This is a genomic window from Amycolatopsis thermalba, assembly GCF_023376025.1.
In the GTDB taxonomy this organism is placed as follows: Bacteria; Actinomycetota; Actinomycetes; order Mycobacteriales; family Pseudonocardiaceae; genus Amycolatopsis_E; species Amycolatopsis_E thermalba.
Genome location: NZ_CP091196.1, coordinates 2,398,425 through 2,415,001, shown reverse-complemented (window position 1 = coordinate 2,415,001; position 16,577 = coordinate 2,398,425). Strand labels below are relative to the sequence as shown.

Here is a 16,577-nt window from a genome sequence, read left to right as displayed (position 1 = left end):
AGCCATATTCCTCGACCTCCCGAAGTCACCAGGTACCGCGAAAAGCTAGCAGCGCCGCGACGATCGCCGCGAGCGGATACTTCAGGCCGCCAGGCGCCGCACCAGCCCGTCGGCCAGCAGGCGGCCGCGGAAGGTCAGCACGCAGCGCCCCTTGTCCGCGAAGGCGACGGCGTCCAGCAGCCCCTCCGCCACCGCCGTCTCGGCCTCGCGCACGCCGGCGGCGTCCAGCGCGGACAGCGGCAGCCCCTCGGCCAGCCGCAGCTCCAGCATGATCCGCTCGAACGCCTGTTCCTCGGGCGTGAGCACCTCGCGATCGGCCTCCGCCGACCCGCCGGAAGCCAGCGCCGCGGCGTAGCGCGCCGGGTGCTTCACGTTCCACCACCGCACGCCGCCGACGTGGCTGTGCGCGCCCGGCCCGGCGCCCCACCAGTCGCCGCCGCGCCAGTAGCCCAGGTTGTGCCGGCACGCGGCGGCTTCCGACGCCGCCCAGTTCGACACCTCGTACCAGGTCAGCCCCGCCGCCGACAGGACCGAATCGATCAGCTCGTAGTCCGCCGCCAGCACGTCCTCGTCCGGCGCGGGCAGCTCGCCCTTCCGCACGCGCCGGGCCAGCGCGGTGCCGTCCTCGACGATCAGCGAGTACGCCGACACGTGGTCCACCCCGGCCGCCAGCACCGCGTCGAGCGAGGCGCGCAGGTCGGCGGTCCGCTCCCCCGGCGTGCCGTAGATGACGTCGAGGTTCACGTGCTCGAACCCCGCGGCCCTGGCCTCCTGCGCGGCGGCCACCGGGCGGCCCGGCGTGTGGGTGCGGTCCAGGATCCGCAGCACGTGCGGGGCCGCCGACTGCATCCCCAGCGAGATGCGCGTGTACCCGGCCGCGCGAAGCCCGGAAAAGAACTCCGGCGAGGTCGACTCCGGGTTCGACTCCGTCGTGACCTCGGCATCGGGCGCCAGGCCGAACGCGTTCCGCACCGCGTCCAGCACGTCGGCCAGCCCGGACGCGCCCAGCAGCGACGGGGTGCCGCCGCCGACGAACACCGTCTCGGCCGCCGGCGCGTTCCCCAGCGCCCGCGCGCCCAGGTCCAGCTCGCGCCGCAGGCCCTCCAGCCACGACTCGGGCGAGGCGCTCGTGCCCAGCTCACCGGCGGTGTAGGTGTTGAAGTCGCAGTACCCGCAGCGGGTCGCGCAGAACGGCACGTGCACGTAGACGCCGAAGGGCCGCGTCCCCAGCCCGGCCAGCGCGTGCTCCGGCAGCGCGAAGGCCGCCGGGGCGGAAGTCTCACTCACGAGTCCAGTGTCCCTGATCCACTCCGCGCGCCAGTGTGCCGGAGATTTTTTCAGCGTGATGCGTATCCCAGCATGCGGTGCGGGCTGGACCACATCGTGAGCAGCGTGGCACGCTGTCGTGGTGACTTATGCCGGAGTGCTCCTCGTGGTGCGTCGCCACGTCGACTTCCGGCGTGTCGCCAGCGCCCTGTGCCGCGAGACGAACTGACGCCGCCACCGCCACCCAGCTAGGACCAGCGGGCGCCGTCACGCCGCGGACTGCCTACCCCCTCACCACGGGTTCGACCAGGGCATATCCGTGCGCGCGGCGCCTTCGCGAAAGCCCCGGAAGGACTCGAACATGGCTTCGCCGACGCGCGACAACCCTGCCGCCGCCCGAACCCCGCGCGCCCGGCAGCGTCGTGGTGAGGGCCAGTGGGCCCTCGGCTACCGCGAGCCGCTGAACCCGAACGAGCGCTCGAAGAAGGACGACCACCCGCTCAACGTTCGATCGCGGATCGAAAACATCTACGCGCGGGGCGGCTTCGACTCGATCGATCCGGGCGACCTGCGTGGCCGGTTCCGCTGGTACGGCCTCTACACGCAGCGCAAGCCCGGGATCGACGGCGGCCGCACCGCGACGCTGGAGCCGGAGGAGCTGGACGACGAGTACTTCATGCTCCGCGTCCGCATCGACGGCGGCGACCTGACCACCGAGCAGCTCGCGCTGATCGGGGAGATCTCGCAGACCTACGCCCGCGACACCGCCGACATCACCGACCGGCAGAACATCCAGTACCACTGGATCCGGATCGAGGACATGCCCACGATCTGGGAGAAGCTCGAAGGCGCCGGCCTCACCACCATGACCGCGTGTGGCGACAGCCCGCGGGTCATCCTCAACTCCCCCGTCGCCGGGATCGCCGCGGACGAGGTCATCGACGGCACCCCGGCCGTGGACGAGATCAAGCGCCGCTACCTGGGCAAGCCGGAGTACGCGAACCTGCCGCGCAAGTTCAAGACCGCGGTGTCCGGGCTGCCGGACGTGGCCCACGAGATCCACGACGTCGCGTTCGTCGGCGTCGTGCACCCCGAGCACGGTCCCGGGTTCGACGTGTGGGTCGGCGGCGGCCTGTCGACCAACCCGATGATCGGCCAGCGGCTGGGTGCGTGGGTGCCGCGCGACGAGGTCCCCGAGGTCTGGGAGGGCGTGATCAGCGTCTTCCGCGACTACGGCTACCGGCGCCTGCGCTCGCGCGCCCGGATCAAGTTCCTGGTCAAGGACTGGGGCGCCGAGAAGTTCCGCCAGGTGCTGGAGGACGAGTACCTGAAGCGGAAGCTGATCGACGGCCCCGCGCCCGAGGTGCCCGCGGTGCAGCACGACCACGTCGGCGTGCACAGGCAGAAGGACGGCAAGTTCTACGTCGGCGCCGCGCCGATCGGCGGCCGCGTGTCCGGCTCGACCCTGATCAAGGTGGCGAAGGCCGCCGAGCGCGCCGGGTCGAACCGGGTGCGGCTCACCCCGCTGCAGAAGCTGCTGGTGCTCGACGTCGCCGAGGAGGACGTGCCGGGCCTGCAGGCGGAGCTGGCCGAGCTCGGCCTGCCCACGCAGCCGAGCCCGTGGCGCCGCGGCGTGATGGCCTGTACCGGCATCGAGTTCTGCAAGCTCGCGATCGTGGAGACCAAGCAGCGCGCCAAGGAGCTGGTGACCGCGCTGGAGGAGCGGCTGGCCGACATCCAGGACCAGGTGGAGAACCCGGTCACGGTGCACATCAACGGCTGCCCGAACTCGTGTGCGCGCATCCAGACCGCGGACATCGGCCTCAAGGGCCAGATCGTGACCGACGACGACGGCAACCAGGTCGAGGGCTTCCAGGTGCACCTGGGCGGCGGGCTGGGCCTGGACGCCGGGTTCGGCCGGAAGCTGCGCGGCCACAAGGTGACCGGCGACGAGCTGATCGGCTACGTCGAGCGGGTCGTGCGCAACTACCTGGGTCAGCGGGAAGAGGGCGAGCGCTTCCCGCAGTGGGTGGCCCGCGCCGACGAGGCCGATCTCCGATGAGTGAGCGGGCGACCCCGTTCCACTGCCCGTACTGCGGGGACGAGGACCTGCGTCCCGAGGAAGAGGGGGCTTGGCTCTGCGGCGCCTGCCGCCGCGTTTTCACCGTCAAGTTCATCGGGCTGCGCTTTCCGGAAGGAGCGAGCAAGTGACCACCGCGACGAGGACCGAAGAACTGAAGGCACTGGCGGAGAAGGCGTCCGCCGAGCTGGCCGACGCGACCGCGCTGGAGGCCCTGCGCTGGACCGCGGAGACCTTCGGCGACGACTTCATCGTCGCCTCCAACATGCAGGACGCGGTGCTCATCGACCTCGCCACCAAGGTGAAGTCCGATGTGGACGTCCTGTTCCTGGAGACCGGCTACCACTTCGCCGAGACGATCGGCACCCGGGACGCGGTCGCGACCGTGTACCCGGACGTGACGATCGTCAACGCGGCCGCCGAGCAGACCGTGGCGCAGCAGGACGCCGAGTACGGGCCGAAGCTGCACGAGCGGGATCCGAACCTGTGCTGCCACCTGCGCAAGGTGGTGCCGCTGCGCAAGACGCTGTCGAACTACTCCGCGTGGGTCACCGGCGTGCGCCGGGTGGACGCCCCGACCCGGGCGAACACCCCGATCGTCACCTGGGACGACCGCAACGGCCTGGTCAAGGTCAACCCGATCGCGCCGTGGACCGACGAGGAGTTCAACGCCTACATCGACGAGCACGGCATCCTGCAGAACCCGCTGGTGGGCGAGGGGTACCTGTCGATCGGCTGCGCCCCGTGCACCGCGAAGGTGGCGCCGGGCGCCGATCCGCGCAGCGGCCGCTGGGCCGGCAAGTCCAAGACCGAGTGCGGCCTGCACGCGTAGGGAGAGGGAAGTGACCACAGCCGCGACCGACGCAGCGACCGACAACCTCGCTGCTCTGGAATCCGAGGCCATCCACATCTTCCGGGAGGTGGCCGGCGAGTTCGACCGACCGGTGATCCTGTTCTCCGGCGGCAAGGACTCGACCCTGCTGCTGCACCTGGCGATCAAGGCGTTCTGGCCGGCGCCGGTGCCGTTCCCGCTGCTGCACGTGGACACCGGGCACAACTTCGACGAGGTCATCGCGTTCCGCGACGCCGTCGTGGAGAAGTACGGCCTGCGGCTGATCGTCGCGAACGTGCAGGACTGGATCGACGACGGCCGCCTGACCGAACGTCCCGACGGCACCCGCAACCCGCTGCAGACGCAACCGCTGCTGGACACCATCGCCGAGCACAAGTTCGACGCGGTGTTCGGCGGCGGGCGCCGCGACGAGGAGCGCGCGCGGGCCAAGGAGCGCATCTTCAGCCTGCGCAACGCGTTCGGGCAGTGGGACCCGCGCCGTCAGCGTCCCGAATTGTGGAACCTCTACAACGGACGGCACCGTCCGGGGGAACATGTGCGGGTGTTCCCGCTCTCCAACTGGACCGAAGCCGATGTGTGGAACTACATCGCGCGCGAGAAGGTGGAGCTGCCCTCGATCTACTACGCCCACCAGCGCAAGGTCTACCAGCGCGACGGCATGTGGCTGACCGAGGGACCGTGGGGCGGTCCGCGTGACGGCGAAGAGGTCAAGGAGCTGACGGTGCGCTACCGCACGGTCGGTGACGGCTCCTGCACCGGCGCCGTGGAGTCGACGGCGTCGACCGTCGAAGAAGTGATCGCCGAGGTGATGGCGAGCCGGCTCACCGAGCGCGGCGCCACCCGGGCCGACGACCGCCTGTCGGAGGCCGCCATGGAGGACCGCAAGCGGGAGGGGTACTTCTGATGAGCTCGTTGCTGCGGCTCGCCACCGCCGGGAGCGTCGACGACGGCAAGTCGACGCTCGTCGGCCGTCTGCTCTACGACACCAAGTCGGTCCTGGCCGACCAGCTGGACGCGGTCACCCGCGCCAGCGTCGACCGCGGTCTGTCCACTCCGGACCTGTCGCTGCTGGTCGACGGCCTGCGCTCGGAGCGTGAGCAGGGCATCACGATCGACGTCGCCTACCGCTACTTCGCCACGCCGAAGCGGTCGTTCGTGCTCGCCGACACCCCGGGCCACGTGCAGTACACCCGCAACACCGTCACCGGCGCCTCCACGGCGCAGCTGGCCGTGCTGCTGGTCGACGCGCGCAAGGGCGTGATCGAGCAGACCCGCCGCCACGCCGCGGTGCTCGCGCTGCTCGGCGTGCCGCGCCTGGTGCTCGCGGTGAACAAGATCGACCTGGTGGACTACGACGAGGAGACCTTCCGGGTCATCGCGAAGGAGTTCACCGACCACGCCACGTCGCTGGGCTACGCCGAGGGATCGGTGCTGGCGATCCCGGTGTCCGCCCTGGTGGGCGACAACGTGGTGGAGCGCTCGGCGCACACCCCGTGGTACTCCGGCCCGACGCTGCTGGAGCACCTGGAGACCGTGCCGGTCGCGCCGGACCCGCACGACGCCCCGTTCCGCTTCCCGGTGCAGTACGTGATCCGGCCGCGCACGCCCGAGTACCCGGACTACCGCGGCTACGCGGGCCAGGTCGCGGCGGGCACGGTGCGGCCGGGCGACGAGGTCGTGGTCCTGCCCGCCGGCCTGCGCACGACGGTCGAGCGGATCGACACGCCGGACGGTGCGCTGACCGAGGCCGCCGCCGGCCGCTCGGTGACGCTGGTGCTGGCCGACGACCTGGACATCGCGCGCGGCGACGTGATCGCGGCCGCCGCGACCGCCCCGGTGCCCACCGACGAGCTGGACGCGACGCTGGCCTGGCTGTCGGAGAAGCCGCTGCGCCCGGGCGCCCGCGTGCTGGTCAAGCACGGCGCGCGCACGGTGCAGGCGTTCGTGGACGAGCTGGTCTCCCGCTTCGACGAGCAGAAGCTGTCCACCGTGGACTACCCGGAGACGCTGCAGCTCAACGAGATCGGCCGCGCGAAGGTCCGCGTCGCGGAACCGCTGCCGGTCGACGAGTACGAGGTGAGCCGGCGTACCGGCGCCTTCCTGGTGATCGACCCGGCCGACGGCACCACGCTGGCGGCCGGGATGGTCGGTGCGCCGCTTCCCGTGCTGCGCAGCGACCGGGACGTGGTCTCCCCCGGCCCGTAACTCCCCATCCCCCAACCGAAAGGTCCGCCCGTGAAAACTCGCGTTCTGGCTCTGGCAGCAGCAGCGTTGTCGGTATTGGCCGTGGTGAGCGGGTGTACGCGGGCGGACCGTTCGGACGAGTCCGCGAACGCGACGGACCAGGGTCCGGCCGCCGAGGTGCGCCTGGGGTACTTCCCGAACGTCACGCACGCCTCGGCGCTGATCGGGCTGGACCAGAACCTGTTCGCCCAGCGACTCGGCGGCACCAAGCTGGTCCCGACGAAGTTCAACGCCGGCCCCGAAGAGGTCAACGCGCTGCTGGGCGGGTCGCTGGACATCGGGTTCATCGGCTCCGGCCCGGCGATCAACGCCTACGCCCAGTCCGCGGGCGAGGCCGTGCGGCTGATCGCGGGCGCCACCTCGGGCGGCGCGCAGCTGGTCGTCAAGCCGGAGATCAACACACCGCAGGACCTGCGGGGCAAGACCGTGGCCTCGCCGCAGCTGGGCAACACGCAGGACGTCTCGCTGAAGAAGTGGATCTCCGACCAGAAGCTGACCGACGTCAAGGTGCAGAACATCGACAACGCCCTGACGCTCGACCAGTTCAAGTCCGGCGCGATCCAGGGCGCGTGGCTGCCCGAGCCGTGGGCGTCCCGCCTGGTGCTGGAGGCCGGCGCGAAGGTCCTGGTCGACGAGAAGGACCTGTGGCCGGGCGGGCAGTTCCCGGCCACCGTGCTGATCGTGCGCACCCAGTTCCTCAAGGAGCACCCGGCGACCGTCACCGCGATCCTGCAGGGCCTGCTCGACGCGAACGAACTCGCCGCGGCCGATCCGGCCAAGGCGAAGACCGCGGTGAACAACCAGCTGCAGCAGCTCACCGGCAAGGCGCTGGCGCCCGGCACGCTCGACCGCGCGTGGCAGGGCATCCAGCTCACCACCGACCCGCTGGCCGGGCAGTTCCCGCAGCTGGCCCAGGACCAGGTGACCGCCGGCGTCAAGAACAAGGCCCCGGACGTCGCCGGGTTCGCCGATCTGACCCTGCTCAACACCGTGCTCGCCCAGGCCGGGAAGCCGGCCGTCAGCGCGTCCGGCCTGGACAAGAAGTAGGAGGTTGGTCATGACCGCCACGCTGGGACGTCCGCCGGTGGAGCCCGCGACCGGGCACGCCGTGCGGCTGTCCGGGGTGCACAAGAGCTTCGGGCAGGGCCGCGACGCCGTGACCGCGCTCGCCGGGGTCGACCTCGATGTCGCGCCGGGGGAGTTCGTCTGCCTGCTCGGCGCCTCGGGCTGCGGCAAGACCACCCTGCTGAACCTGATCGCGAACCTGGACCGGCCGACCGCGGGCGAGATCGAGCTGACGACGTCCCGGCCGGCGGTGATGTTCCAGGAGGCGGCGCTCATGCCGTGGCTGACCGCCGCGGCGAACGTCGAGCTGCCGCTGAAGCTGGCCGGCATGGGCCGTGCCGAGCGCCGGACCCGCACCGGCGAGCTGCTGGAGCTGGTGCGGCTGTCCGGGGCCGGCGCCAAGCGGCCGCACGAGCTGTCCGGTGGCATGCGCCAGCGCGTGGCACTGGCCCGCGCGCTGGCCTCGGCCACCTACACCGAGGACGGCGAGGAACGGCCGTCGCTGCTGCTGATGGACGAGCCGTTCTCCGCGCTGGACGCCATCACCCGCGACGTGCTGCAGGCCGAACTGCTGCGCATCTGGGAGGCGACCGGCAGCGCGGTGGTGTTCGTGACCCACGACGTGCGCGAGGCGGTGCGGCTGGGGCAGCGGGTGGTGCTGCTGTCGTCGCGGCCGGGCAAGGTCGTGCAGCAGTGGCGCGTCGACGGGCTGGCCGGGCAAGACGAGGTCAACGCGGTGGACGTCATCAACCGCCGCCTGCGCGAGGTGATCAGCAGCCATGCCGCCGCTTGAGGGCTCGACCGCCGAACCGGACGCCGCGGCGGTCGAAGCGGGTCTGGACGCCCTCGACACGCCCGTCCAGCCGCCCGCGAAGAAGGGCGGCTGGGGCCGGTTCGTGCGCTCGGTGCTGCCGCCGGTCGCGTTCCTGGTCCTGGTGATCGCGATCTGGCAGGCGCTGTGGGCGGCCGCGTTCTGGCCGGAGTACCAGCTGCCCGCGCCGCTTGCGGTGTGGAGCGAGCTGTGGGGCCGGTTCACCAGCGGGGACGCGTTCGGGTTCGTGTGGACGTCGGTGCACCGCGCGGTGCTCGGGTTCCTGGTCGCCATCGTGATCGCCACGCCGCTCGGGCTGCTGGTCGCGAAGGTCAAGCTGGTGCGGGCCGGGATCGGGCCGTTCCTGTCCGGCCTGCAGAGCCTGCCGTCGGTGGCCTGGGTGCCGGCGGCGGTGCTGTGGTTCGGTGTCGAGCCGGCCGCGATGTACGTGGTGCTGCTGCTGGGCAGCGTGCCGTCGATCGCGAACGGCCTGGTGGCCGGCATCGACCAGATCCCGCCGATCCTGCCGCGCGTGGGCAAGGTGCTCGGCGCGGGACGGCTGGCGACGGCTCGGCACATCCTGCTGCCCGCGGCGCTGCCGGGCTATCTGGCCGGGTTGAAGCAGGGCTGGGCGTTCTCGTGGCGGTCGCTGATGGCGGCGGAGATCATCGCGACGTCGCCGTTGCTGGGCAAGGGCCTCGGCGCCTACCTCGACGACGGCCGGTTCCTCAACGACATGTCGACCGTGATCGCGGCGATCTTCCTGATCCTGCTGGTCGGCGTCGGGATCGAGCTGCTGGTGTTCCGGCCGCTGGAGCGGGCCGTGCTGCGGGCGCGCGGGCTGGGGTCGCTGTGATCCCGCTGGTCGCCGTCGCGCACGGGAGCCGGGACCCGCGGTCCGCGGCGACCGTGCGGGCGCTGGTGGACCGCGTCGCCGCCGCGGCGCCCGAGGTGGACGTGCGGGTGTCGTTCCTGGACCTGTCGGCGCCGCTGGTGACGGACGTGCTGCGGGACCTGGTGCGGTCCGGCCACCGGTCGGCGGTCGTGGTGCCGTTGCTGCTGGGCAGTGCCTTTCACGCGCGGGTCGACCTGCCGGCGCTGGTGGCGGAGGTGCCGGGGCTGCGGGTGACGATCGCGGACGTGCTGGGGGCGGACCTGGAGGCGGTGGCGTTCGACCGGCTGGCTTCGGTGGCGGATGTCGCGGATCCCGGTCTGGGCGTGGTGCTGGCGGCGGTCGGTTCATCGCGCCCCGCGGCGAACGAGGCGGTGTCGGCGCTGGCCCGCCGATGGCAGTCCCGGCACGGTTTCCGCGCCGTGGCGGCGTTCGCGAGCGCCGCGAAGCCGGACGTGCCGGCCGCGGTGGCGAAGCTGCGGGCCCGGGGCGCGTCGCGGATCGCGGTGGCGTCGTGGTTCCTCGCGCCGGGCCTGTTGCCCGACCGCATCTCGCGGCTGGCGCTGGAGGCCGCCCCTTCGGCGGCGGTGGCCGCTCCGCTGGCTGACGACCCGCGGGTGGCGGAGCTGGTGCTGCAGCGGTACGCCGCCGCCCTGTCCGGAGCAGTCCGCACCGCCTGACTCGCGGCTCCGGCGCTCGCCCGGCAGTGCCATCCGGCCGCCCGGACCCGTAACGTGGGTGGGGTGAAGATCCGGATCGGGGTGGGGCTCGGGGCGGACATGCCGCCCGCGCGGCTCCCGGCAGTGGTGGACCGTCTGGAGGCCGCCGGGGTGGACTCGGTGTGGTTCTCCGAGCAGGTGTACTCGGACGCGGTGGACCCGTTCGTCGGGATGGCGCACGCGCTGGCCCGCACGTCGCGGCTCAAGGCGGGCACGTCGGTGGCCGTGCTGCCCGGCCGGCACCCGGTGCTGGTGGCGAAGCAGATCGCGTCGCTGGCGGCGCTGGCGCCGAAGCGGGTGCTGCCGGTGTTCGGCCTGCGCCCGGCGCGCCGCAGCGAGTGGGACCTGTTCGAAGTCCCGGCCGGCGCGCGGGCCGGGGTGTTCGACGAGTCGCTGCGGCTGCTGCGCGCGGCGTTGTCCGGTGAGGGCGAGTTCGCGGGCGAGTTCTGGAAGCTGGCGGACGTGTCGCTGGGGCCGCGGCTGGAGCGCCCGGTGGACATCTGGCTGGGCGGTAGTGCTCCCGCGGCGTACCGCCGGATCGGCCAGTACGCCGACGGCTGGCTGGGAAGTTTCCTGTCCCCGGCCGAGGCGCGCCACGCCCGCGAGGCGATCGAGTCAGCGGCCGCCGCGGCGGGCCGCTCGATCGAGCCGGACCACTACGGAATGAGCCTGCTGCTCGCCGAAAACGGCCCGACGCCCGAACTGACCGCCGCGGTGCGCCAACGCCGCCCGGAGACCGACCCGGCGGAGGTGATCGCTTCGGACTGGCCAGCGCTGCACCGCCTGCTGGACGCCCACCTGGAGGCCGGCCTGACGAAGTTCGTGATCTACCACCAGGGCGGTTCGTCGTTCGAGGCTTTCCTGGACCGTTTCACGGAAGAGCTGCTGCCGCGGCAGAACTGACGCTCACCGCACCTTGGGCAACAGGGGTTCCAGCTTCTCGGCGAGGGCTTGAGCGTCCACGCAAGCCTGCGGATCGCGGGGTCCAGAAATCAGCGATACCTGCACCATGGCGCGGGCGTGTTCGCCGACTTCGATCACGATCGCACAACCACCCAAGGGAATCGGCGCCTGCAGCGCTTTGCGCCCGTTGACCGAGGTCTCCACCACGCCGTCGCTGGTCTCGGCGAACTCACGCAGACCCTGAACAGGGTCCAGCGCAAGCCCGTATGTGCCGAACTCGTGCTTCAGCACGTCGCACTCGTTGCGTCGACTGATGTTTTCGCCAGGACCGAACCCCTGACCGGCGGTCAGTTGCTCAAGGACCCGACAAGCGTTGAGACCGGCGAAGACGTCGGAGTTCGCAGTGCTTGAACTCGGCGCGGGTGATGCTGTGCCCGCCACCGTGGTGGTGCACCCAGTCGTAGCTGCAGCCAGACACACCATCGCCGCGGCGGCTTGGACGATTCGAACGTTGACGGTCACCGGTCCTGGTCCTTGAAGGTCTGGAGAGCCTGGGTCGCCGCCTCGTCCGAGGCGTCATACTTGCTGATCGCGATCTCGATAGCCACTCGAAGGTTATCCAGCATCTCCTGAGCTGCGAGGAACACCCGGACGAGCGACTGGTCGTCCGAATCCATCGCGGCGAGAAAATGCGCCGCTGCTCGTTGGGCGTACTCGTCATTGCCGAATTTGGGCGCGCGTTGCAGCCGGTCGATGCGCTGAGCGATCCTGCTCATCTCCTCCTGCATCTGCGTCACCGCTCGCCGGAGGTGGGTGCCTGTCTCCTCGTCCACCGCCCAGCGGCCGGCCTTCGCGTCGGCCAGCATGCGCTTTGCGTCCGCGTGCATCTTGTTCAGGTTGTCCTCGCCGCCGAACACACCGGCGATCTGCGCGGCACCCGACGTCGCACCACCCTCGGCCACGGCCACCCCTTCCCGATCGGTAGCACCGTAGCGTGCGGTCTCACGCGCTGTCACAGCTTCGCCCCGATGCGCAGCCGCTCACAACCAGGCGCCTCGGCAGCACCACCCCAACTATGGTGACCCCCGTGACTGATGAACTGGTGCATTACTCAGTGCGGAGTGGTGTCGCGACCATCACCCTCGACTCGCCGCACAACCGGAACGCCCTGTCCGCCCAGCTGCGCCGCGAGCTGTCCGGCTCGCTGGCCGAGGCCAACGACGACGACGCCGTCCGCGTGATCGTTCTCACCCACACGGGCAAGGTGTTCTGCGCCGGCATGGACCTCAAGGAGGCGCGCGGCGCCGGGGCCGGCGATCAGGGCGTCAACGAGTTCCCGCGGATCCTCGAGCAGATCTGGACCAGCCCGAAGCCGGTCGTCGCCAAGCTGGCTGGGGTCGCCCGCGCCGGTGGGGTCGGCGTGGTCGCCGCCGCGGACATCGTCGTCGCCACCACCGACGTCACCTTCGCGTTCTCCGAGGTCCGCATCGGCGTCGTGCCGGCCGTCATCTCGCTCACCGTGCTGCCCCGCGTCAACCCGCGCGCCGCGCAGGAACTCTTCCTCACCGGTGACGTGTTCGACGCCGCGCGCGCCGCCGAGATCGGCCTGATCAACAAGGCCGTCGACCCAGCCGACCTCGACGAGGCGACCGACCGCTACGTCCGTTCCCTCACCCTCGGCGGACCGGCCGCGCTCGCCGCCACCAAGGAACTCCTCGCGAGCCCGCGCCCGGCCACCCCGGCCGACGGCTTCCCGGACATGCTCGGGCTCTCCGCCCGGTTCTTCGCGAGCGAGGAGGGCCAGGAAGGCATCCGCGCCTTCGCCGAGAAGCGCAAGCCGAACTGGGTCCCGCAGGACTAGTCGTCGGTGAGGGCGACCGTCAGCCGGCGGCTGTCGGCGCGGTCGCCGCCCGGCGCCAGCGCGCGCTCGGCGTCCGACAGCACGCTGCGGATCGCCAGGTACGCCTTGGGATCGGCCTGCTTGAGCAGGTCCGACCCCGCCCACACCAGGACGTGCTCACCGTAGGGCAACCAGGACAAATCGGTCAGGCAGTCGTACAGCGCGTCCAGGTTGCGGCCGAACCAGTCCGGAAAGGACAACGCGGACGCGATGGCGTCGAGGGCGGACATCTTGTCCGCCGGCCGGCTGCCGATGAGGTGCGAGTAGGCGCCGCGGGCACGGGCCTGCTCGACGATCGTCTGGGAAGAGGACATGGGGTTCTCGCTACTTCGACGGGTCGACCTGGACGAAGGAAGCGTAGTGATCACCGGTGTAGTACAGCTCGGTCTGCGCCCCGGTGATCAGCCGCCGGGCCCCGCGGTCGGGGCTCCCGGGCGTGGGCACCGTGTATTCGTGGTAGTAACCGCTCTCCCTGGCGGGGAGCCGCTTTTCCCGGTTCTCGAACACGGTCCCGTCACTGCGGTACGGGAACGGCCCGCCCGCCTGGATGAGGCGCCACGTCTGGCCGGCTTCCGGGGGCAGGCTGGACAACGCGGTCAGCCCGGCCACGGGCTCGGTCGACGTGGTGGTTTCGCGCACGATCCACCCACCGAACACGAGCACGATGAGCCCGACGAGCGCGACGGTGATCCGCCTCCTGCTTGACACCAGCGACACCTTAGGACCGGCTCGAAACGTCCTCGTCGCGGCCCGGCCGCAACCACGCGGCCACCCGGTCGACGATCCGGTCGATCAGCCACGCCACCCCGACGCACAGCGGCGCCAGCACCGCGATGACCAGCAGGAACTGCAACGGGAACCACAGCTGCGCGAGCCACAGCTCCACGTTGTCCCACCAGGTGGCCAGGCCGTCGAACACCTGACCAGGGTACGCCAGCGCCCCCGGCGAGGTACGTTGCAGGCATGTTCGCCGTCTACGCTCGTGAACCGAACCCGGAAAACCCGCTCGACGCGCTGACCGTCGGCGAGCGGCCGGACCCCGAGGTGCCATCCGGCTGGGTGAAGGTCGCCGTCAAGGCCGCCAGCCTCAACATGCACGACATCTGGACCCTGCGCGGGGTCGGGATCAAGCCGGACCAGTTCCCGATGATCCTCGGCTGCGACGGGGCCGGCGTGCTGGAGGACGGCACCGAGGTCGTCCTGCACTCCGTGGTCAACGCGCCGGGCTGGCAGGGTGACGACACCCTCGACCCGAAGCGCACGCTGCTCACCGAGAAGCACCAGGGCACCTTCGCCGACTACGTGATCGTCCCGGCCCGCAACGCGGTGCCGAAGCCGGCCGGGTTGTCGTTCGCCGAGGCCGCCACGATGGGCACCGCGTGGCTGACCGCGTACCGGATGCTGTTCGTGAAGTCGGGCCTGCGTCCCGGGCAGACGATGCTCGTGCAGGGCGCCTCCGGTGGCGTGTCGACCGCGCTGATCCAGCTCGGCCGGGCCGCGGGTCTGCGGGTGTGGGTGACCGGCCGGTCCGAGGAGAAGCGGGCGCTGGCCGAGCAGCTCGGGGCGCACCAGACGTTCGAGACCGGCGCGCGGCTGCCCGAGCGGGTGGACGGCGTGTTCGAGACCGTCGGCAAGGCGACCTGGGGCCACTCGCTGAAGTCCCTGAAGCCGGGCGGGATCGTCGTGGTGTCCGGCTCGACCAGCGGGCCGGACCCGAGCGCGGACCTGCAGCGGGTGTTCTTCCTGCAGCTGCGGGTCGTCGGGTCCACCATGGGCACCCGCGACGAGCTGGAGGACATGCTCCGCTACCTCGACCTGACCGGCATCAGGCCGCAGATCGGGAAGGAGCTGCCGATGTCGGAGGCCGCCGAGGGCTTCCGGCTGATGCAGGAGGGTGCGACCGGGGGGAAGATCGTTTTCACCCGCTGAATCGCTCCGACCTGCGCAGACGCCTTGTTGACACGCTGCCGATACCGGTTTGTGACCCACGTCTACTGAGCGGAACCCGAGATTTCCTCGCTAATCTGGGTACATGACCGCAGTGCAGCGGGAAATCGAGGCGGCGCCGGGCTCACGGCTCGCCGGCCCGGAGGACATCCGGGCCGGCCACCGGAGTTTCGCCGGCGTGCGCACCAGGGTGCTGGAAGTGGGTCCCAAACCCAAGCGGGGCACCGGAAGACTCGTCCTGCTGCACGGCTACTGCGACAGTGCCGACACCTGGCGCCCGGCGCTGACCGAGCTGGCCGCCGCCGGCGTCCCCGCGGTCGCGGTCGATCTGCCCGGCTTCGGTGAAGCCGATCCCCTGCGCTCCGGCGCGATGCTCGCCCAGCTGGACGCGTTCGTCGCCGAGGTCGTGCGGTTCTACTCCGACCGCGGCAAGGTCGTGCTGGGCGGCAACTCGCTCGGCGGGACGATGAGCCTGCGCGCGGCCTGCCGCGACGAGCTGCCGATCGCCGGGGTGGTGTCCATCGCCGCGCCCGGGTTCGTCGACTCCTGGCTGGTCCGGACCGTCGGGAAGTACCCGCTGCCGTTGCGGCTGGCGGCGTCGCTGCCGTTGCCGGTGCCCGGGTTCGTGGTGCGGACCATCGCCGGGTTCGTGGTGCCGCGGCTGCTCTACGCCGACCGCGCGGCCGCCGACATCGCCCACGTCTCGCGGTTCACCGGGCTGTTCCCGGACTTCCGCTCGACGACCACTCGTCTGGACCAGGCCCGCCAGCTGGTCGCCGAGCTGGCCGAGGCCTACGACGGACTGGAGTCGATCAAGGTCCCGCTGCTGGTGGTCGCGTGCGGCAAGGACCGGCTGGTGAGCGCCGCCGCGGGCCGCCGGCTGCACGCACTGGTGCCGCACAGCCGGCTGATGCTGCGCGAGGAGTGGGGGCACTGCCCGCAGCTGGACGACCCGGTCGCGATCGCCGAGCTGCTGAGCTACTTCCGGGCCGGCGCGGTGCACAAGAAGTCGCGCCGCCGCGCGGCCGCGCTCACGCAGAAAGCCGCCGCGGGCTAGGGCGTGTCTGACAATGCGTTGGTCCAAGTGATGGGTTGGGACATCGGTGAATCCCCGGCCTGGCCCGGTGTGGTCCAGTCGCCACGGGAGCGGCCGATGTTCGTGGCGTGCTGATAGGCGCGGGCGATGGTGGAAACCACCGACACCGCGGCACGACCAGCAGCATCCCAACCAACCATCGCAATCTTCGTCAGAGCCGCCGGCCGGCTGTCACATCTCGTCGGGCTGTTCCGTCAGGGAAGTAGAAACCCCAACCGGAACAGGAGTTCATCGTGGACGCTCGGATCAACCTCTTCACCAACCCGACCGCCGGCAAGTTCGTCAAGCACCTCTTCGGGGCGGGCAAGGTGCTCGCCGAGTCCACACTGCCCGCGACCACGCAGGCACTGCTCACACTGCGCGCCAGCCAGATCAACGGGTGCGGCTACTGCACCGACATGCACTTCAAGGACGCGGTGGCGGCCGGCGAGGAGCCGACGCGACTCAACCTGGTGGCGGCCTGGCGCGAAGCCACCGTGTTCACCGAGGCCGAGCGCGCCGCCCTGGAGCTGACCGAAGAGGGCACCCGCATCGCCGACACGGCCGGTGGGGTCAGCGACGAGGTGTGGGCCAACGTGGCCAAGCACTACGACGAGGAGCAGCTCGCCGCGCTGGTCGCCGCCATCGCGCTCATCAACACGTGGAACCGCATCAACGTCATCATCCGCAACCCGGCCGGCGACTACCGGCCCGGCCAGTTCGCCTGACCCGGCGAACAGCCCCGGGACCTTTCGCAGGGTCCCGGGGCGGGCTCCTCCCTAGTACCGTGATCCGGTCATTACCCGGACGAGTGATTGGGGA

General features: G+C 71.2%; 21 protein-coding genes. 15 read left to right on the top strand and 6 right to left on the bottom strand.

All coding sequences use genetic code 11. The features are described from left to right. Positions 1-81 precede the first annotated feature (81 nt). The gene (gene hemW, locus L1857_RS11870) at positions 82-1,287 is read right to left on the bottom strand and encodes a radical SAM family heme chaperone HemW (RefSeq protein ID WP_249465082.1); all 1,206 of its coding nucleotides are present in this window, start codon (positions 1,285-1,287) and stop codon (positions 82-84) included. 118 nt (positions 1,288-1,405) lie between these two features. Here hemW and L1857_RS35675 point away from each other — a divergent pair, with 118 nt between their 5' ends. The 11 genes from L1857_RS35675 (at position 1,406) to L1857_RS11820 (ending at position 10,833) form a co-directional block, all read left to right on the top strand. Then, positions 1,406-1,495 (top strand): putative leader peptide, encoded by a 90-nt coding sequence (locus L1857_RS35675; RefSeq protein WP_429727754.1) that lies wholly within the window; start codon positions 1,406-1,408, stop codon positions 1,493-1,495. Positions 1,496-1,627: 132 nt separating this feature from the next. Beyond that, complete coding sequence (locus tag L1857_RS11865) at positions 1,628-3,328, top strand: nitrite/sulfite reductase (protein WP_094008791.1); 1,701 nt, start codon at positions 1,628-1,630, stop codon at positions 3,326-3,328. Further along, positions 3,325-3,477: an Insertion element protein gene (locus L1857_RS11860; RefSeq protein ID WP_094008790.1), complete on the top strand. Its 153-nt coding sequence runs from the start codon at positions 3,325-3,327 to the stop codon at positions 3,475-3,477. The genes L1857_RS11865 and L1857_RS11860 overlap by 4 nt, the downstream gene beginning before the upstream one ends. Continuing rightward, positions 3,474-4,178 carry a phosphoadenylyl-sulfate reductase gene (locus tag L1857_RS11855; RefSeq protein ID WP_094008789.1) on the top strand — a complete coding sequence of 235 codons (705 nt, stop codon included), beginning with the start codon at positions 3,474-3,476 and terminating at the stop codon, positions 4,176-4,178. Before L1857_RS11860 ends, L1857_RS11855 begins: the two co-directional genes overlap by 4 nt. Before the next feature lie 10 nt (positions 4,179-4,188). Then, on the top strand, positions 4,189-5,103 hold the full coding sequence (gene cysD, locus L1857_RS11850; RefSeq protein WP_094008788.1) for a sulfate adenylyltransferase subunit CysD: 915 nt from the start codon (positions 4,189-4,191) through the stop codon (positions 5,101-5,103). Continuing rightward, positions 5,103-6,404 (top strand): sulfate adenylyltransferase subunit 1, encoded by a 1,302-nt coding sequence (locus L1857_RS11845; RefSeq protein ID WP_249465078.1) that lies wholly within the window; start codon positions 5,103-5,105, stop codon positions 6,402-6,404. The genes cysD and L1857_RS11845 overlap by 1 nt, the downstream gene beginning before the upstream one ends. A gap of 81 nt (positions 6,405-6,485) precedes the next feature. Beyond that, the gene (locus L1857_RS11840; protein ID WP_094008829.1) at positions 6,486-7,490 is read left to right on the top strand and encodes an ABC transporter substrate-binding protein; all 1,005 of its coding nucleotides are present in this window, start codon (positions 6,486-6,488) and stop codon (positions 7,488-7,490) included. 10 nt (positions 7,491-7,500) lie between these two features. Beyond that, positions 7,501-8,301, top strand: coding sequence for an ABC transporter ATP-binding protein (locus L1857_RS11835; RefSeq protein ID WP_094008786.1), 801 nt, complete (start codon positions 7,501-7,503; stop codon positions 8,299-8,301). Next, positions 8,288-9,175: an ABC transporter permease gene (locus tag L1857_RS11830; protein WP_116114738.1), complete on the top strand. Its 888-nt coding sequence runs from the start codon at positions 8,288-8,290 to the stop codon at positions 9,173-9,175. The genes L1857_RS11835 and L1857_RS11830 overlap by 14 nt, the downstream gene beginning before the upstream one ends. After that, the gene (locus tag L1857_RS11825) at positions 9,172-9,891 is read left to right on the top strand and encodes a sirohydrochlorin chelatase (RefSeq protein WP_249465074.1); all 720 of its coding nucleotides are present in this window, start codon (positions 9,172-9,174) and stop codon (positions 9,889-9,891) included. The genes L1857_RS11830 and L1857_RS11825 overlap by 4 nt, the downstream gene beginning before the upstream one ends. A 63-nt stretch (positions 9,892-9,954) precedes the next feature. Further along, positions 9,955-10,833, top strand: a complete 879-nt coding sequence (locus L1857_RS11820) for a TIGR03854 family LLM class F420-dependent oxidoreductase (RefSeq protein ID WP_249465071.1) — start codon at positions 9,955-9,957, stop codon at positions 10,831-10,833. Between the two features lie 3 nt (positions 10,834-10,836). Here L1857_RS11820 and L1857_RS11815 read toward each other — a convergent pair whose 3' ends face one another. Both L1857_RS11815 and L1857_RS11810 read right to left on the bottom strand, forming a co-directional pair. Further along, on the bottom strand, positions 10,837-11,355 hold the full coding sequence (locus L1857_RS11815; protein WP_116113732.1) for a DUF3558 domain-containing protein: 519 nt from the start codon (positions 11,353-11,355) through the stop codon (positions 10,837-10,839). Then, positions 11,352-11,795, bottom strand: coding sequence for a hypothetical protein (locus L1857_RS11810; protein WP_116113746.1), 444 nt, complete (start codon positions 11,793-11,795; stop codon positions 11,352-11,354). The genes L1857_RS11815 and L1857_RS11810 overlap by 4 nt, the downstream gene beginning before the upstream one ends. 125 nt (positions 11,796-11,920) lie before the next feature. Between L1857_RS11810 and L1857_RS11805 the strand changes: the two genes are divergently transcribed. Beyond that, complete coding sequence (locus L1857_RS11805; RefSeq protein ID WP_116113729.1) at positions 11,921-12,694, top strand: enoyl-CoA hydratase-related protein; 774 nt, start codon at positions 11,921-11,923, stop codon at positions 12,692-12,694. On the opposite strand, the gene L1857_RS11800 is transcribed toward L1857_RS11805, so the two are convergent. Genes L1857_RS11800 through L1857_RS11790 form a run of 3 tightly spaced genes read right to left on the bottom strand, consistent with a single transcriptional unit; the run spans position 12,691 to position 13,652 of the window. Next, entirely contained in the window at positions 12,691-13,047 is a 357-nt protein-coding gene (locus tag L1857_RS11800; RefSeq protein WP_116113726.1) for a barstar family protein, read from the bottom strand. The two genes, L1857_RS11805 and L1857_RS11800, sit on opposite strands and share 4 nt — an antisense overlap. 10 nt (positions 13,048-13,057) lie before the next feature. Next, positions 13,058-13,441, bottom strand: a complete 384-nt coding sequence (locus tag L1857_RS11795) for a guanyl-specific ribonuclease (protein WP_198958388.1) — start codon at positions 13,439-13,441, stop codon at positions 13,058-13,060. A gap of 10 nt (positions 13,442-13,451) precedes the next feature. Continuing rightward, positions 13,452-13,652, bottom strand: coding sequence for a hypothetical protein (locus L1857_RS11790; protein WP_094008778.1), 201 nt, complete (start codon positions 13,650-13,652; stop codon positions 13,452-13,454). A 44-nt stretch (positions 13,653-13,696) separates the two neighbouring features. Between L1857_RS11790 and L1857_RS11785 the strand changes: the two genes are divergently transcribed. The 3 genes from L1857_RS11785 to L1857_RS11775 all read left to right on the top strand — a co-directional run bounded on the left by L1857_RS11785 (position 13,697) and on the right by L1857_RS11775 (position 16,483). Further along, entirely contained in the window at positions 13,697-14,662 is a 966-nt protein-coding gene (locus L1857_RS11785; RefSeq protein ID WP_116113723.1) for a quinone oxidoreductase family protein, read from the top strand. A 103-nt stretch (positions 14,663-14,765) separates the two neighbouring features. After that, positions 14,766-15,737: an alpha/beta fold hydrolase gene (locus tag L1857_RS11780; protein ID WP_094008776.1), complete on the top strand. Its 972-nt coding sequence runs from the start codon at positions 14,766-14,768 to the stop codon at positions 15,735-15,737. A gap of 272 nt (positions 15,738-16,009) precedes the next feature. Further along, a complete protein-coding gene (locus L1857_RS11775) occupies positions 16,010-16,483 on the top strand; it encodes a carboxymuconolactone decarboxylase family protein (RefSeq protein ID WP_116113717.1) in 474 nt (157 codons plus the stop codon). Positions 16,484-16,577 lie beyond the last annotated feature (94 nt).

What these genes read in the sequence shown, in the direction of transcription:
- L1857_RS11865 (WP_094008791.1), top strand. Translation starts at nt 1,628, where the DNA reads ATGGCTTCGCCGACGCGCGACAACCCTGCCGCCGCCCGAACCCCGCGC.
- L1857_RS11860 (WP_094008790.1), top strand. Translation starts at nt 3,325, where the DNA reads ATGAGTGAGCGGGCGACCCCGTTCCACTGCCCGTACTGCGGGGACGAG.
- L1857_RS11845 (WP_249465078.1), top strand. Translation starts at nt 5,103, where the DNA reads ATGAGCTCGTTGCTGCGGCTCGCCACCGCCGGGAGCGTCGACGACGGC.
- L1857_RS11835 (WP_094008786.1), top strand. Translation starts at nt 7,501, where the DNA reads ATGACCGCCACGCTGGGACGTCCGCCGGTGGAGCCCGCGACCGGGCAC.
- L1857_RS11830 (WP_116114738.1), top strand. Translation starts at nt 8,288, where the DNA reads ATGCCGCCGCTTGAGGGCTCGACCGCCGAACCGGACGCCGCGGCGGTC.
- L1857_RS11800 (WP_116113726.1), bottom strand. Translation starts at nt 13,047, where the DNA reads ATGTCCTCTTCCCAGACGATCGTCGAGCAGGCCCGTGCCCGCGGCGCC.
- L1857_RS11785 (WP_116113723.1), top strand. Translation starts at nt 13,697, where the DNA reads ATGTTCGCCGTCTACGCTCGTGAACCGAACCCGGAAAACCCGCTCGAC.
- L1857_RS11780 (WP_094008776.1), top strand. Translation starts at nt 14,766, where the DNA reads ATGACCGCAGTGCAGCGGGAAATCGAGGCGGCGCCGGGCTCACGGCTC.